15 protein-coding genes are annotated in these 15,213 nt (G+C 35.4%); 6 read left to right on the top strand and 9 right to left on the bottom strand.

Annotated elements, in window-relative coordinates; translation table 11 throughout:
• Positions 1-9: 9 nt before the first annotated feature.
• The 3 genes from PBT89_RS12510 to PBT89_RS12500 are packed head-to-tail and all read left to right on the top strand — an operon-like array spanning position 10 to position 3,079.
• Positions 10-1,089, top strand: a complete 1,080-nt coding sequence (locus PBT89_RS12510) for a glycoside hydrolase family 43 protein (protein WP_270062195.1) — start codon at positions 10-12, stop codon at positions 1,087-1,089.
• 9 nt (positions 1,090-1,098) lie between these two features.
• Positions 1,099-2,076 carry a glycoside hydrolase family 43 protein gene (locus tag PBT89_RS12505; RefSeq protein WP_270062194.1) on the top strand — a complete coding sequence of 326 codons (978 nt, stop codon included), beginning with the start codon at positions 1,099-1,101 and terminating at the stop codon, positions 2,074-2,076.
• A 34-nt stretch (positions 2,077-2,110) separates the two neighbouring features.
• Positions 2,111-3,079, top strand: coding sequence for a glycoside hydrolase family 43 protein (locus tag PBT89_RS12500; RefSeq protein ID WP_270062193.1), 969 nt, complete (start codon positions 2,111-2,113; stop codon positions 3,077-3,079).
• 97 nt (positions 3,080-3,176) lie between these two features.
• Here PBT89_RS12500 and PBT89_RS12495 read toward each other — a convergent pair whose 3' ends face one another.
• Entirely contained in the window at positions 3,177-4,499 is a 1,323-nt protein-coding gene (locus PBT89_RS12495) for a sugar porter family MFS transporter (protein ID WP_270062192.1), read from the bottom strand.
• Positions 4,500-4,774: 275 nt separating this feature from the next.
• On the opposite strand from PBT89_RS12495, the gene PBT89_RS12490 reads away from it, so the two are divergent.
• Positions 4,775-5,134: a hypothetical protein gene (locus PBT89_RS12490; protein WP_270062191.1), complete on the top strand. Its 360-nt coding sequence runs from the start codon at positions 4,775-4,777 to the stop codon at positions 5,132-5,134.
• Positions 5,135-5,188: 54 nt separating this feature from the next.
• Here the strand turns inward: PBT89_RS12490 and PBT89_RS12485 are convergent, their stop codons facing one another.
• The 3 genes from PBT89_RS12485 to rpe all read right to left on the bottom strand — a co-directional run bounded on the left by PBT89_RS12485 (position 5,189) and on the right by rpe (position 7,781).
• A complete protein-coding gene (locus PBT89_RS12485; protein WP_270062190.1) occupies positions 5,189-5,935 on the bottom strand; it encodes a DUF1835 domain-containing protein in 747 nt (248 codons plus the stop codon).
• Between the two features lie 225 nt (positions 5,936-6,160).
• Entirely contained in the window at positions 6,161-7,132 is a 972-nt protein-coding gene (locus PBT89_RS12480) for a YpdA family putative bacillithiol disulfide reductase (RefSeq protein WP_270062189.1), read from the bottom strand.
• A complete protein-coding gene (gene rpe, locus PBT89_RS12475) occupies positions 7,119-7,781 on the bottom strand; it encodes a ribulose-phosphate 3-epimerase (protein ID WP_270062188.1) in 663 nt (220 codons plus the stop codon). Before rpe ends, PBT89_RS12480 begins: the two co-directional genes overlap by 14 nt.
• A gap of 131 nt (positions 7,782-7,912) precedes the next feature.
• On the opposite strand from rpe, the gene PBT89_RS12470 reads away from it, so the two are divergent.
• A complete protein-coding gene (locus tag PBT89_RS12470) occupies positions 7,913-8,911 on the top strand; it encodes a lipoate--protein ligase (protein ID WP_270062187.1) in 999 nt (332 codons plus the stop codon).
• Here the strand turns inward: PBT89_RS12470 and PBT89_RS12465 are convergent.
• Positions 8,908-9,321 carry a BLUF domain-containing protein gene (locus PBT89_RS12465; RefSeq protein ID WP_270062186.1) on the bottom strand — a complete coding sequence of 138 codons (414 nt, stop codon included), beginning with the start codon at positions 9,319-9,321 and terminating at the stop codon, positions 8,908-8,910. The genes PBT89_RS12470 and PBT89_RS12465 overlap by 4 nt on opposite strands.
• 712 nt (positions 9,322-10,033) lie before the next feature.
• Between PBT89_RS12465 and PBT89_RS16840 the strand changes: the two genes are divergently transcribed.
• Positions 10,034-10,135 (top strand): hypothetical protein, encoded by a 102-nt coding sequence (locus tag PBT89_RS16840; protein WP_443089597.1) that lies wholly within the window; start codon positions 10,034-10,036, stop codon positions 10,133-10,135.
• Positions 10,136-10,286: 151 nt separating this feature from the next.
• On the opposite strand, the gene PBT89_RS12460 is transcribed toward PBT89_RS16840, so the two are convergent.
• From PBT89_RS12460 to accD, 4 genes are all read right to left on the bottom strand, one after another.
• Entirely contained in the window at positions 10,287-11,150 is an 864-nt protein-coding gene (locus PBT89_RS12460; RefSeq protein ID WP_013070425.1) for a sigma-70 family RNA polymerase sigma factor, read from the bottom strand.
• Positions 11,151-11,433: 283 nt separating this feature from the next.
• On the bottom strand, positions 11,434-13,638 hold the full coding sequence (locus PBT89_RS12455; protein WP_270062185.1) for a polyribonucleotide nucleotidyltransferase: 2,205 nt from the start codon (positions 13,636-13,638) through the stop codon (positions 11,434-11,436).
• Between the two features lie 244 nt (positions 13,639-13,882).
• Positions 13,883-14,152, bottom strand: a complete 270-nt coding sequence (gene rpsO, locus PBT89_RS12450) for a 30S ribosomal protein S15 (RefSeq protein ID WP_270060566.1) — start codon at positions 14,150-14,152, stop codon at positions 13,883-13,885.
• Between the two features lie 112 nt (positions 14,153-14,264).
• Positions 14,265-15,128, bottom strand: a complete 864-nt coding sequence (gene accD / locus PBT89_RS12445; RefSeq protein ID WP_270060567.1) for an acetyl-CoA carboxylase, carboxyltransferase subunit beta — start codon at positions 15,126-15,128, stop codon at positions 14,265-14,267.
• Positions 15,129-15,213: the final 85 nt, after the last annotated feature.

Below are 15,213 nucleotides of genomic sequence, written 5' to 3'. Positions count from 1 at the left end.
CAATTAAGCATGCAAAAAAGTAGTTTTGTTTTAAGTTCATTAGTGGTTTTTGTATTCGGGATATTAGCGTGTGGATCTACATCCGAAAAACATCAAAATACCTATGAAAATAATGAAATTAAAACAGAAAAAATGGCCGCTTACCTAATGGTCTATTTTAAAGATAATGACCATAGCCTTCATATGGCTTTAAGTAAAGATGGTAAAAGCTTTACAGATATCAATGGTGGGGATGCTGTAATTGCTGGCGATACTATTGCCGAACAGAAGGGAATACGAGATCCTCATATTTATCGCGGTCCAAAAGGCGAATTTTATCTGGCAATGACCGATCTTCATATTTTTGCAAAACGTGATGGACTGCGGGAAACCGAATGGCAGCGTGATGGCGAAAAATATGGTTGGGGGAATAACCGCGGATTCGTTCTTATGAAGTCTAGTGACTTAATTAATTGGAGTAAAACTAACATTCGGCTAGATGGCTCGTTTCCTGGTCTTAAAGAAGTTGGAGCAGCATGGGCGCCAGAGACGATATTTGATAAGAAAGAAGGCAAATTAATGTTGTATTATACCATGAGAATGGGAAATGAGCGCAATCAGATGTATTATTCTTATGTGAACAACGACTTTGATAGTTTGCTGAGTCCGCCAAAATTAATCTTCGATTATCCAAAAGAAGTATCTTATATCGATGCCGATATTAGTGAAATTGGCGATAAATTTCATATGTTTTACACTCCGCATGATGGCACACCAGGAATAAAGCAGGCAATTTCTTCAGAAATTAATCAAGGTTATCAATATCAAGAAAAATGGATAGATAAGGAAACTAAAGCCAGTGAGGCCCCAAACGTTTGGAAAGTTATTGGCGAAAATAAATGGATCTTGATGTATGATATCTACGGAATTCAGCCGCATAACTTTGGATTTTTGGAAACTTCAGATTTTGAAAATTTCAGAGATCTTGGTCATTTTAATGAAGGAGAAATGAAAGCGACTAATTTCTCTTCTCCTAAACATGGGGCTGTGATTTATCTTACTAAAAATGAAGCTGAAATATTAGCTGATCATTGGGGTTTTGACTTTTAAAACTGAAGTATGAAATTTAAATTTGGATTGTTAGTCTTGTTATTGCTTTCGCAAATATCGATTGCCCAAAATAACATGCAGGCGTATCTTTTCGCCTATTTTGAAGGAACAGGAAAAGGCGAACTTCAAGAGCAGTTGCGATTTGCAGTAAGCAGAGATGCTAAAAATTGGAAAGCTTTAAATAATAATCAACCAATAATAGGTTCAGATAGTATTTCGAATTCCGGTGGTATTCGTGATCCTCATATTTTAAGAAATAACGACAAGTTTTTTATAGTAGCTACAGATATGTTTACTGTGAAAAATGGCTGGGAAAGTAATCCCGGAATTGTTTTGATGCATTCTGATAATTTGATCGATTGGAAAAGTACAGCAATAGATTTTAGAAAAGAATACCCTGAAAATTTTAAAAATGTACAGTGGGTATGGGCTCCACAAACTTTTTACGATAAGGCTAAAGATAAATATCTTATTTATTTTACGATTCGATTTAAGGGACAGGATAATCTTGATTTTTATAGCGCTTACGCTAACGAAGATTTTAGCGGTTTTGAAAATGAACCTACTTTAATGTTTCGCGCAAAATATGGTGCAATCGATGGTGATATCATTTATAAAGATGGGATTTACCATTTGTTCTATAAGGGAAATACTAAAGATAGCAATGGTAAAGAATTTAAAAACGGAATTCAGCAGGCTATTAGTAAATCTTTGAGTGGACCTTGGAAAGAAGATTTTAAGTATTTAGATGCTTATGCCGACACAAAAATAAATGTTGAGGGATCTTCTGTATTTAAACTGAATAATAGTGACGAATATATTTTAATGTACGATCTGTATTCAAATGGTCGTTACGAATTTCAGCGTAGTAAAGATCTTTTCAATTTTTCAGAAGAAACAGAAAGTTTTACAAAAGACTTTTTTCCACGTCATGGTAGCGTAATTGGCATAACCAAAGAAGAATTAGAACGTATTTATAAGAAGTGAGGCGGTGTACCCGAAAAAGAATAAATTCAGATTAATGAAAATAAGAAGCATTTTTATAGTGGTGATATGTTTGTTTTTTGCAGTGAATACTTATGCACAGCAAGATTCATCTATGGTTTTTGAACCTAATCAAAATCCAATTTTTACACATAAATATACGGCAGATCCTGCAGCATTTGTAGAGGATGATGTCTTATGGTTGTTTACCGGCCATGATTACGAAGGTGGTCAAAAAGGTTATAAAATGAAAGATTGGCTAGTATTCTCTACAGAGGATATGAAAACCTGGAAAGAACATCCTATACCTTTAAAAATCACCGATTTTAAATGGGCCACCAGTGGTGATGCTTATGCCGGTCATGTAGAGAAAAGAAACGGAAAATATTACTGGTACATAAGTACCAACTGGAATGGTATTGGTGTTGCCGTAGCCGATAAACCCGAAGGGCCTTATATGGATGCATTGGGAGAACCATTATTGACTAATGAAGATTGTTTTGCTTCAACCCACTCCTGGACGTGCATTGATCCTGCGATATTTATCGATGACGACGATCAACCCTGGATCTTTTGGGGTAATGGGGTTTGCTATTATGCAAAGCTTAAAGATAATATGATAGAAATTGACGGTAAAATTAAAAAAATCGATTTTGAAGGTTTTGAGTTTACTGAAGCGCCATGGGTCCATAAAAAAGACGGAAAATATTATTTGACATATGCTACTGGTTTCCCCGAAAAGATTGCTTACGCCATGGCAGATGATATTGAAGGGCCTTACGAATACAAAGGTATTTTAAATGAAATTGCAGGAAATAGCAATACCAACCACCAGGCGATAGTAGATTTTAATGACGAATGGTATTTTATTTACCATAATGGTGGGATTCAAAATGATGGTTCAAGTTATAGCCGATCTGTTTGTATTCAAAGAATGGAATACAACGAAGATGGCACTATTAAGCCTATCGTAATGACGACTAAAGGAATTTATGAAGAAGAGTAAATTAACTTAGGGTAAGCCCACAAGGCACTCGTTGGAAATAAATTTTTAATTTCAAGGCAAGCCTCGGGGTATTATACCCTTTGGCGGTGCCAATAAATTATTCTCTTTCTGATAGCCCGAGACCAAGATCTTCTAAAGATTTTCCTTTGGTCTCTGGCATCATAAATTTTACGAACAGTAATTGCAATACCATCATAAACGCAAAACAGGCAAATACCCAACCAGGCCCTATACTTCCAAATAAAATAGGCACCAAAGATGGGATAATAGCAGCCAACACCCAATGCGTAGAAGATCCAAATGCCTGCCCGCCCGCGCGTAAATGGTTTGGGAAAATTTCAGAAATAAAAACCCAAATTACAGATCCCTGCCCGATAGCATGAGCGGCTATAAATATAAAGATGAAAATAGGCACGCTTAATCCACCCCAATCCAAAAAGAACGCAGCCGAAACCATTGCCAGAGAAATGATATAACCGATCGAGCCGATATACATTAAAGTTCTTCGGCCTAATCTATCGATAAGAAAGAGCGCGATAAATGTAAAAATGATATTTGTTACTCCAACGCCAATACTGCTCATAAGTGAAGCGCTTTCCTCTAATCCTGCTTCCTCAAAAATTCTTGGTGCGTAATATAGCAGTGCGTTTATACCAGAAAATTGATTAAAAAAAGCAATAAGAAAAGCAAGAATTAAGGGTTTTCTATACTTCTTCATAAAGATATTTTCTTTTGAAGATTTTCCTTGATCGGCCTGTCTTTTAATTTCAGTAATCTTTGCATCCAGATCTTTAGAAATGTCGATTTTAGATAAAATAGATTTTGCTTTTGCAATCTTTCCCTGTGAGATCAACCAGCGCGGACTTTGCGGAATAATAAGCACCAAAAAAGTATAAATCAAAGCAGGTAAAGCTTCCATGCCAACCATCCAACGCCAGGGTTCGCTGCCAGTTTCCCGTAAGAGATAATTTGAGGCATAAGCGGCTAACATCCCTAAAACAATATTGAATTGGTAAAAAGCAACTAGGCGGCCACGATCTTTTTCAGGAGCAATTTCAGAAATATAAGCTGGTGCAGCTATGGTTGAAGCGCCAACGCCCAGGCCACCAACAAATCGAAATATCCCAAAGGTATAAGGGTCGTCTACCAAAGCAGATCCTAGTGCCGAAATAACATATAAGATTCCTATAAAAAAGAGACTCTTCTTTCTTCCGAAGAAATTAGTAGGGAAACTGCCAAAAAGTGCTCCCGCTACCGTACCCCATAATGCCATGCCAATTACAAATGTGCCATGAAAAGCATCAGAGCTTTGCCATATTCGTTGTAATTGCTTCTCAGCTCCCGATATTACTACGGTATCAAATCCGAATAAAAAACCTGCGAATGCAGCACAAAGTGACCAGAGAACTATTTTATTCATTTTGTTAAAATAAAATTCAAATTTTTTTAAAATATAGCCATTTTTATTGAAATGATAATTTAAGCTTTAAAATTTCAGGAATTTGTATTTCAGAAGTTTATGGAAAATAAGCAATTATTTGATTCTGATTTTAGTTGGGTTAAAATTGAGACACTTACGAAAACGATATTGTGAAAGTTTTATATCTTCGAGTTAAACCTTACATAAATGCTTTTTTAAGTCTATGGATTGAAATTATTTTCGCTGAGTATTAACAACAAAAAACACTAAAAACTATGGCATCTTATTTAAGAACGGAGGAGATTAAAACATCATTGAGAGTATTGGTAAATCAATATATCGAGGAATGCAAGGATTGTAAACAAATCCCACAGGATTTTATTGATTTGCTACGTCATAATTTTTTAGCAAAATTTGTTTTTTATAACAAAAAAGAGGAAACTATTGAAATTGGTATTAATCAAGGGTCAGAGCCTTCTGGATATCCAAACATAAAAGTGTTTAGTTTTCCGGTAAATAAGGCTTCAGAATGGTTTGACGAATCGTTTAAAAGCGATAAAAATGATCTCGAATTTTACGGAAAATTATTGAACAGAAATGAAATTATCAGTTCCTCGGAATTGGTGCTGATTTAATATACTAAAATGTTGTGATACAAGCCCTGAAAGTTTCTTTCGGGGTTTTGTTTTTTATTGAAGTTTTTTTGCTTTTTCAAATAGTTTTTTAACCTGTAGGTCACCAAAACCATAAATGCTTTCGCGTTTACAGAATTCTCTAAAAATAGGAGAGAAATCTTCCGTTTTCAGGTCAGTCATAATTTCTAAAATAGTGTTTATGGGACGACCGGGATTATTTTTCTTTGGAATTCTTGCTATATGAGCTTCAATCGCTGGTAGTAAAAATGGAAATTCTTTTTGAAATTTTTTAGCTACTAGTTTAAGATTTTCCAGATCATTATTTTGATAATGTCGCCAGAGTTCTGCAAAATTCTCGAGTTTATTGATCGGTTTGCGATCTTTGTAGGCTTTAATTAATTCGGCTTCACCTAATTTGCCAAAGCCGTATGGGCTATGCTCGTTGGGCATCACTAAAAAGATCTTGTTTAAATGTGGATTTTTAGCGATTAAAGAAGTTACAAACCATAGATTTACCTGGCAAAATAGATCTTGCTCAAACCAAAGATTAATTTCGCAGTCTTGCGTAATATTCAGAATTTTCTGAAACTCAGATTTTACGTTTTTGATGTAATTTTCTTCAGTTTCAGTATAAGTTTTACAAATAAATGTAGCTCTACTGGCAAAAAAATCGTCAAAATCAGTTTCCTGCGTGGGCCCTTCAATCAAACACTCGCGGGCGATTATTAATTTGTCTGTAATCGCTTTAGGAAATTGATTTTTTAAGGCATCGCCGTTTAGAATATGATATTGAACTGGCATAGGAGAAAAAATAAATACCTAAAGTTAATTTATTTTAAGATAAAAAAAGAGATCCCAAATTCAGGAAAAATAAATCTTGAAATTGTATAATTTGGGATTAGATTTTATAATCCCTCATTAATATTTAATTCCCCGAGAATTCCCCGAGAATTCCCCGAGGCTTGCTTCGAAATTGTAAAAAAAGACTTTCCGATTCAAACTTCGGAGCTTGCGAGATTTTAAATTTTATCCAAGGATGTTGGCTACGATAAGTTTCGCATGAACCCTGGAGTTTTCGATAAACCATTTGTAGGTCTCCATCCCACCGCAAATAACGCCGGCTAGATAAATCCCAGGAATATTGGTTTCCATTGTTTTTTCATCGTACATCGGGATTCGCTTGCTTTCGTCTTTTAAAGCGATTCCTATTTTATTTAAAAACTCGAAATTTGGACGATATCCTGTTAAAAGCAACACAAAGTCATTTTCTATATGCTCTTCGCCATCTTGCGTTTGCACGATAACTTCCTTCTCTTTAATCTCCTTGATACTCGAATTAAAATATGCTTTAATGCTTCCTTCTTCGATCCTGTTTACGATATCTGGTCTAACCCAATATTTTACACGTGGTCCAATATCTTCGGCTCTAACGATCATGGTAACGTCTCCGCCTTTTCTATAAATTTCTAAAGCAGCATCGACAGCCGAGTTACTAGCGCCAACAACAATTGTTTTTTGCGTAGCGTAATAATGAGGATCGTCATAGTAATGCGCTACTTTAGGGAGTTCTTCTCCCTGAACATTAATATAATTTGGGATATCGTAAAAACCGGTAGCAACCACAATATTCTTAGCTTTGTAAGAACCTTTTGTAGTGATTACTTCTTTTATTTCAGCATCAGATTTTACTTCAGTAACCTTTTCGAACAGGTGTATGTTCATTTTGTTAGAAGTAGCAATTCTGCGATAATATTCTAAAGCTTCAGCTTTTCGTGGTTTAGGATTGGTGCTTATAAATGGGATTCCGTCCAACTCCAATTTTTCAGAAGTGGAAAAGAAAGTCATATTGGTAGGGTAGTAATAAAGGCTATTTACTAAACAACCTTTTTCAAGGATCACATAGGATAAACCGTGTTTTTCGGCTTCTAATCCGCATGCAATTCCTATAGGACCACCACCTATAATTACAATGTCGTATGTATCGTTATTGGTTTGCAAGATTCTTAAGATCTTTAATAGTTTCTAATTGATTTTCAGCTTTAAAGACAAAACTACCGGCAACTAGAACATCTGCCCCAGCTTTTGTAAGTTCTAAAGCATTTTTATTGGTCACCCCACCGTCTATTTCGATTAGCGTTTCGGCATTATTATTAAGGATCATTTCTTTTAATCTTCTCACTTTAGAGTATGTATTTTCGATAAAAGATTGCCCGCCAAAACCTGGGTTAACGCTCATTATAAGAACTATGTCGATATCTTTTATCACATCTTTCAATAAATCTACATTAGTATGAGGATTTATAGCGACACCGGCTTTCATACCTTCAGCTTTTATCGCTTGTAACGTTCTGTGCAAATGGGTACAGGCTTCGTAATGTACAGTTAAATGAGCTGTGCCAAGCGCTGCAAAATCTTTGATGTATCGATCTGGATCAACGATCATTAGATGTACATCCAAAGGTTTTTTTGCATGTTTTTTAATCGCCTGTAACACCGGCATTCCAAAAGAAATGTTGGGAACAAAAACACCATCCATAATATCGATGTGAAACCATTGTGCTTCACTATTATTCACTGTTTCGATATCGCGTTGCAGGTTTGCAAAATCTGCCGCGAGTAGGGAAGGGGCAATTATTTTTTCTTTCATTGTTACAGTATGTTTCTCTAACAAAAATACTAAGAATATGTTTGACGTGTAAAGATTATAAGTAAAAGCTTACGCGACTTCTTTATCGATCTTTAATTGAATATCTTTGAAAAAACTAAAGAGAAAAGAGCATGATTTTTATCGAAAATGAAGGAAATAACGATCCTTTTTTAAATCTGGCATTAGAAGAATATATACTTCGGAATTTTAAACAAGGTCAGGATTACTTGTTGTTTTACATCAACGAACCTTCGATCATTATTGGTAGAAATCAAAACACGCTTGAAGAAATTAATCATTCTTATGTTGAAGAGAACAACATTAAAGTAGTACGTAGAATTTCTGGGGGCGGTGCTGTTTACCACGATTTTGGGAATTTAAACTTCAGTTTTATTACCGATTATGATGTAAAAAGCCTAAACAACTTTAGAAAGTTTACCGAGCCGGTAATTAAAGTACTAAATAAAATAGGTGTGCCAGCCGAGTTGAAAGGTCGTAATGATATTGTAGTGAACGATCGAAAGATCTCTGGAAATGCCCAATTTAGTAGTGTAAAAAGAATGTTTAGCCACGGAACTTTGTTGCTAGATTCAGATTTGGATGAAGTAACCAAAGCACTTCAGGTGAAAATGAGTAAAATTCAGTCTAAAGGACACAAATCTGTGCGTAGTCGTGTAGCTAATATTAGTGAGTTTTTAGAAGAACCTTTAGATATCGAAAGCTTTAGAAGTATTATTTTAAAAGGACTTTACGAAGAGCGTGAAGAATTTGAAACCTATCATCTAAGCCCGGAAGAATGGGAAGGTGTGCATAAACTGAAAGCTGAAAAGTATAACTCTTGGGATTGGAACTATGGACGGTCACCAAAATTTAATATTCAACGAACAAGGCGATTCCCAATAGGGGAGATCGATCTTCGAATTTTTGTGGATAAAGGCCGAATTGAAGAGTTTAAGATTTTTGGGGATTTCTTTGGGAAAGAACCCGTTGCTAATATCGAAAATAAACTAATTGGCGCGCGTTACGATAAGCCAGAAATAGAATCTCTTTTAGCCGATATCGATACTAAATTTTATTTTGGAGATTTGCCAAAAGAGGATTTTATAAACCTTGTTTATGGCGAAGATTAAAAATTATCGCTGAGGAAAGCATTTAGAATATTTCGAACTGCCTTTTGTGAAGATTGATCTAAGCTTTTTAGACATTTTAGATAAGGTACGTCCTCATGATTTAAATTTTTAGATCGTTTAGAGATGAAATTTGATTCATAAAATTCAAACGAATTCTTTTCAATTTCCTTGTAGAAGATTTTTATCAGATTATGATGTCGCGTATCATTGCAAATATTGTTGAATAGATTTTTAACCGTATTCATTTCTCCTTCTATTACCTGAAAGAAATTCCCATCAGAATACAAAAGTAGACCAGTTAGCTTATGTTCTACATTCCAGGACTGTGTCCAAGAGAGTATTTTGTCCACATCTTTTTCATTAAGAGACGTAGCGGCCGAACTAACATAACATACAGCCCATCTTTTCATATTGGTGTTAATTGGTTGAATACTAAAGTAATAAATTAAAATTATCCCTCTGCTATCCTTTTACTTAAAGATTGATTAGGAATGCTTATAAATGAAGCGACCCCGGGTCATCACTCCGGGGTCATTCATCAATCAAAAAACGAACAGTTATTTTCATGGTTGGGTCATCACTCCCACCACTAAACTGTTGTCATCTTAAATATTTTCGATATTTGATTTTTCATCAAATAAATTCAAAAGCTTTTGCTATTAAATATAGTCAGCAAATGTAAAAAGTTTTACTTAGAAAAAATAGATTTTAATTTAAGTTTAATATTTATAAGATTCTATTTATGTTTCGTTATTGCTATTAGACATAAAATGTACCGGTTTTATTAGTTTGAATAAATGTTCTGGGAGATTGGCCTATAAATCTTTTAAAAGTTTTACTAAGATTACTTAGAGCATATTCTACATTGTAACCAACCTTTGCTATATCTTCTTTATGATCTATAAACAATTCGATAGCCCTAAATTGTACGAACGTAATTTAAATAATGATTAAGAGTGATCATTTCCTGTTTAAACAGTCGAGTTAAATTTTTAACCGAAAATCCATGTTTTTCGGAAACATGCTGAAGTGAAATCTGTTCTCTGTAATTTTTATTAATATAATGAAGTACTTTGGTTAGATGATCCGGAAATTAGTGAGGTACTTACGGATAATAGTCCTATGAAACGCCCTGCAGAACCAAATTATGTTGCTCATCCTGTATTATTCTTATGTTCTCCTGAAGCTGTATTTGTTAATGGCAGTGTATTTACGAAAAGCTAATTATTCGGATTTTGATAACAATTCAGATATGCCCAAAAATGAAGCGACCCCGGTCATCACTCCGGGGTCATTCATCAATCAAAAAACGAACAGTTATTTTTATGGTCGGGTCATCACTCCCGCCACTAAACTGTTGTCATCTTAAATATTTTTAACCTAAATAGGTTTTTAAAATCTTACTGCGAGAGGTATGTTTTAATCTTCTTATCGCTTTTTCTTTAATCTGTCTTACACGCTCGCGAGTAAGATCAAAAGTCTCGCCAATTTCTTCAAGCGTCATAGGATGTTGATCTCCTAATCCAAAATATAAGCGAATAACGTCTGCCTCACGAGGAGTAAGCGTTTCTAAGGCACGCTCGATCTCTGTTCTTAGCGATTCATGTAAAAGATCTTTATCTGGGTTTGGAGACTCACCAGATCGTAATACATCATAAAGATTAGAGTCTTCACCTTCTACCAAAGGAGCATCCATAGATACATGACGACCAGAGTTTTTCATAGACTCTTTTACGTCATTAATAGTCATGTCAAGCTCTTTTGCAATTTCTTCAGCACTTGGTGGGCGCTCGTGAGATTGCTCTAAGAAAGCAAAGGTTTTGTTGATCTTGTTAATAGATCCAATTTTGTTAAGTGGCAAACGTACAATACGAGATTGCTCAGCCAGCGCTTGTAAAATAGATTGTCTAATCCACCAAACGGCATAGGAGATAAATTTAAAACCACGAGTTTCATCAAAACGTTTCGCAGCTTTAATAAGTCCTAAGTTACCCTCGTTAATAAGATCGGGAAGGGTTAATCCCTGATTTTGATATTGTTTTGCTACAGAAACAACGAAACGTAAGTTTGCCTTTGTTAATTTCTCTAGCGCGCGATTATCACCTGCTTTAATTCTTTGTGCTAATTCTACCTCTTCATCGGCGGTAATTAAATCTACCTTACCTATTTCTTGCAAATACTTATCTAGCGAAGCAGTTTCACGGTTAGTTACCTGCTTCGTAATTTTAAGTTGTCTCATCTATCTTCTCCTGGATTTTAATTGTGAATAGCTCTTGTATATAGTTATACGTAAGAAGACTAAAAAATGTTACAAAATGTATATGTGTTTTTAGTAAGTTGCTATCCAAAAATGATATTTTGGGTTGGGATTTCTGCTGCAAGTCCGCGTTGATTTCAGTAACTACGGGCTTTACACGCTAATCCCTAACACAATAGATAATTTTAATTTTTAATAATAAAAATGATTATAAAATAAAAAAGGCATCGATTTACGATGCCTTTTTATTAAAAAAATAATATAGCTATTTTTTGTCTCCTCTTGGTTTACGGTCTTCACGTTTAGTGTGATTACGATCACCACCTTCTTTACGTTCCGGACGCTCTGTACGTTCAGGTCTTGGAAGTAAAGCTTTTCTAGAAACTTTCTCTTTTCTTGTTTTTGGGTCTACACCAAAATATTTTACATCGATAACATCACCAAGGTTAACAACGTCTGTAACATTGTTTGTTCTTTCCCAAGCAAGTTCAGAGATGTGAAGTAATACTTCATTTCCTGGTGCGTCAAGATACTCTACAACTGCCCCAAAGTCTAGAAGCTTAATTACTTTCACTTCATAAACACTTCCTTTTTCAGGTTTAAAAGTAATTGAATCGATTTTGGCAAGAACCTTATCGATACCTTCTTGCTTAGTTCCAAGAATTTCTACGATTCCTTCTTCAGTAACAGGATCTTCATTGATCACGATTTCTGTTCCGGTTTCTTTTTGTAATTCTTGGATCACTTTCCCACCAGGACCAATTAAAGCTCCAATATAATCACCAGGAATCCTTCTGGTAATAATTTTTGGAGAATGTCCTTTTACGTTTTCATTTGGTTGCGCAATAGTATCGGTTAATTTCCCAAGAATGTGAAGTCTACCTTCACGTGCTTGTTTAAGCGCTTTTACTAAGATCTCGTAAGAAAGTCCTTTGATTTTAATATCCATCTGGCAAGCAGTGATACCATCTTCTGTACCGGTAACTTTAAAATCCATATCACCTAAGTGATCTTCATCACCAAGAATATCAGAAAGAACTGCGAAATCTTCACCATCAGAAATTAATCCCATAGCAATACCAGAAACCGGCTTTTTAAGCTGAATCCCCGCGTCCATCAATGCCATTGTACCAGCACAAACAGTTGCCATAGAAGAAGAACCGTTAGATTCTAAAACTTCAGAAACAACACGAACTGTATAAGGACAATCTTCTGGAATCATTCCTTTTAATGCTCTTTGAGCAAGGTTACCGTGCCCAATTTCTCTTCTTGAAGTTCCTCTAATTGGGTAAGCTTCACCGGTAGAGAAAGGAGGGAAGTTATAGTGTAAGTAGAATTTTTCTTCGCCCTGGTATGTTGGAAGGTCTACTTGATTTGATTCTCTAGATGTACCTAAAGTTACGGTAGCCAGCGCCTGAGTTTCCCCTCTGGTGAAAATTGAAGAACCGTGTGGAGAAGGTAAGTAATCTACCTCACACCAAATTGGTCTAATTTCATCAGTTTTTCTACCGTCTAAACGAATGCCTTCTTTAAGAACTACATCTCTAACTGCTTTTTTATGGGCATCAGCAAAGTAAGAGTTTATAAGCTTTTGCTTTTCTTCAAGCTCTTCTTCAGTAAACATCGCCAAAACTTCTTCTTTTAAATTAGAAATAGCTTCGGTTCTTTCCTGTTTTGTGCTTCCCTGTTTAGCTACGTCGTAAGCTTTTTGGTAAACAGCATCGTGTATTTTTTGTTGTAAATCTTCGTCAACTTCAGCAACTTCGTATTCACGAATTTCAGTTTTTCCAGCGGCTTTTCTTAATCTAGATTGAGCTTCACACTGTACTTTTATTGCTTCGTGCGCAAATTTGATGGCTTCTGCCATTTCTTCTTCAGAAATTTCATCCATCTCACCTTCAACCATCATTACAGAATCTGCAGAAGCACCAACCATAATATCAAGATCGGCTTTCTCTAACTGTTCGAAACTTGGGTTGATTACCAATTCACCGTCTATTCTTGCTACTCTTACTTCTGAAATTGGAGCTTCAAAAGGTATATCAGAAACTTGAATCGCAGCTGAAGCAGCTAAACCAGCAAGTGCATCTGGCATCACTTCAGGATCATGAGACATTAACTGAATCATTACCTGAGTTTCGAATTTATAATCTTTAGGGAAAAGAGGTCTTAGTACACGATCTACTAATCGCATCACTAAAATTTCTTCGCTGCTAGGTCTTGCTTCACGCTTAAAATATCCGCCAGGAAAACGTCCTGCTGCGGCAAATTTTTCGCGGTAATCTAATGTAAGTGGGAAAAAATCCATTGTTGTAGGCGTATACGAAGATACTACCGTACACAAAAGCATCGCGTCTCCCATTCTAACAACAACAGAACCGTGTGCCTGTTTTGCTAGTTTTCCGGTTTCGATAGAGATTTCTCTTCCATCCCCAAGATCGATAACCTCTTTAAATGTTTGTGGAATCATAAATTTTGAATATTTGATCTGAATAACTTCACCAGATCTATTTAGTTAAACATTTGGTCTTTCCGTCTTTATCTGGACGGCCAAGAGTTGTGTTGTTGTCGTTGCAGGCAGACCAATGAAAAACTACCCTTTTTGGGTGACAATTTTATAGATTGAAGTAATCCTAAATTGTAAAGAACTAATTTTTGGGTATTTGCAGCTACCCGTGCTGTATAAAAAAAGGGGGCAAAAAGCCCCCTGAAAATTATTTTCTTAATCCTAATTCTTTAATGATCGCACGATATCTCATGATATCTTTCTTCATTAAGTAATCAAGAAGACTTCTTCTTTTTCCTACTAATCTTACTAGAGAACGCTCTGTATTAAAATCTTTACGATTGCTTTTTAAGTGTTCTGATAAGTGAGAGATTCTGTAAGTAAATAATGCAATTTGTCCTTCAGCAGAACCAGTGTTGGATTTTCCTTCACCGTACTTTTCGAAGATTTCTTCCTTCTTTTCTTTAGTTAAATACATTCCAATATTATTTAAATGATTTTTATGTATTGACAGTTTATCTGTCAGGCCGCAAATGTACTACTTTTTTGTACAATTACTAGGTATTGTTTGAAAATTATTTTTCTGAATATTAAGCTCTTACTGGTTGATTTTGAATAAGATCCAGATAAAGGTTCACCTTGTTCTTAAGTTCAGATCTTTTGGTGATAAAATCTAAAAAGCCGTGTTCTTTCAGGAATTCGGAAGTCTGGAAATCTTTTGGAAGATCTTTACCAGTGGTATCTTTTACCACTCGAGGACCTGCAAATCCAATAAGTGCACCCGGTTCAGAAATATTAATGTCTCCTAACATCGCAAAGGAAGCTGTTGTTCCTCCTGTGGTAGGATCTGTACATAAAGAAATGTATGGCAATTTAGCTTCAGCTAATTGTGCTAATTTTACTGATGTTTTGGCCAATTGCATTAAAGAAAGCGCAGCTTCCTGCATTCTTGCACCACCAGATTTAGAGATAATCATCAAAGGTAGATTATTTTGAATCGCATAATCTGCAGCGCGAGCGATTTTCTCACCAACTACAGATCCCATGGAACCTCCAATAAATTTAAAATCCATACAGGCGATAACCAGCTCTTTTCCTTTAGATTTTCCTACTGCTGTTCTTACAGCGTCTTTAAGTCCTGTTTTATCCTGAGCGGTTTTTAATCGATCGGTATATTTTTTAGTATCTTTAAAGTTAAGTGGATCTTTGGCAGAAAGTCCCTTGTCTAATTCTTTATAATTATTATCATCAAAAAGAATTTGGAAATATTCGTTACTTCCTATTCTTACATGATAACCATCCTCAGGACTTACATAGAAATTGCTTTCTAGTTGTTCTGCATCAACGATCTTTCCTGTTGGGGACTTATACCATAAGCCTTTTGGAACATCTTTTTTCTCCTCAGTAGGGGTTTGGATACCTTTCTGTGTTCTTTTAAACCAAGCAGCAGCCATAGTATTTCAAGTTTTTATCTCCTTTGTTCAATCTACTCCATTTACAAAAGAGCAATTAATATCTAAAAATAAAAACAGCCGAAAT

The organism is Zunongwangia sp. HRR-M8 (genome assembly GCF_027594405.1).
In the GTDB taxonomy this organism is placed as follows: Bacteria; Bacteroidota; Bacteroidia; order Flavobacteriales; family Flavobacteriaceae; genus Zunongwangia.
This window is presented reverse-complemented; position numbering and strand designations above follow the sequence as displayed.

What these genes read in the sequence shown, in the direction of transcription:
- PBT89_RS12495 (WP_270062192.1), bottom strand. Translation starts at nt 4,499, where the DNA reads ATGAATAAAATAGTTCTCTGGTCACTTTGTGCTGCATTCGCAGGTTTT.
- rpsO (WP_270060566.1), bottom strand. Translation starts at nt 14,152, where the DNA reads ATGTATTTAACTAAAGAAAAGAAGGAAGAAATCTTCGAAAAGTACGGT.
- PBT89_RS12505 (WP_270062194.1), top strand. Translation starts at nt 1,099, where the DNA reads ATGAAATTTAAATTTGGATTGTTAGTCTTGTTATTGCTTTCGCAAATA.
- PBT89_RS12460 (WP_013070425.1), bottom strand. Translation starts at nt 11,150, where the DNA reads ATGAGACAACTTAAAATTACGAAGCAGGTAACTAACCGTGAAACTGCT.
- accD (WP_270060567.1), bottom strand. Translation starts at nt 15,128, where the DNA reads ATGGCTGCTGCTTGGTTTAAAAGAACACAGAAAGGTATCCAAACCCCT.
- PBT89_RS12490 (WP_270062191.1), top strand. Translation starts at nt 4,775, where the DNA reads ATGGCATCTTATTTAAGAACGGAGGAGATTAAAACATCATTGAGAGTA.
- PBT89_RS12470 (WP_270062187.1), top strand. Translation starts at nt 7,913, where the DNA reads ATGATTTTTATCGAAAATGAAGGAAATAACGATCCTTTTTTAAATCTG.
- PBT89_RS12510 (WP_270062195.1), top strand. Translation starts at nt 10, where the DNA reads ATGCAAAAAAGTAGTTTTGTTTTAAGTTCATTAGTGGTTTTTGTATTC.
- PBT89_RS12485 (WP_270062190.1), bottom strand. Translation starts at nt 5,935, where the DNA reads ATGCCAGTTCAATATCATATTCTAAACGGCGATGCCTTAAAAAATCAA.
- PBT89_RS16840 (WP_443089597.1), top strand. Translation starts at nt 10,034, where the DNA reads ATGAAACGCCCTGCAGAACCAAATTATGTTGCTCATCCTGTATTATTC.
- PBT89_RS12455 (WP_270062185.1), bottom strand. Translation starts at nt 13,638, where the DNA reads ATGATTCCACAAACATTTAAAGAGGTTATCGATCTTGGGGATGGAAGA.
- rpe (WP_270062188.1), bottom strand. Translation starts at nt 7,781, where the DNA reads ATGAAAGAAAAAATAATTGCCCCTTCCCTACTCGCGGCAGATTTTGCA.
- PBT89_RS12465 (WP_270062186.1), bottom strand. Translation starts at nt 9,321, where the DNA reads ATGAAAAGATGGGCTGTATGTTATGTTAGTTCGGCCGCTACGTCTCTT.
- PBT89_RS12500 (WP_270062193.1), top strand. Translation starts at nt 2,111, where the DNA reads ATGAAAATAAGAAGCATTTTTATAGTGGTGATATGTTTGTTTTTTGCA.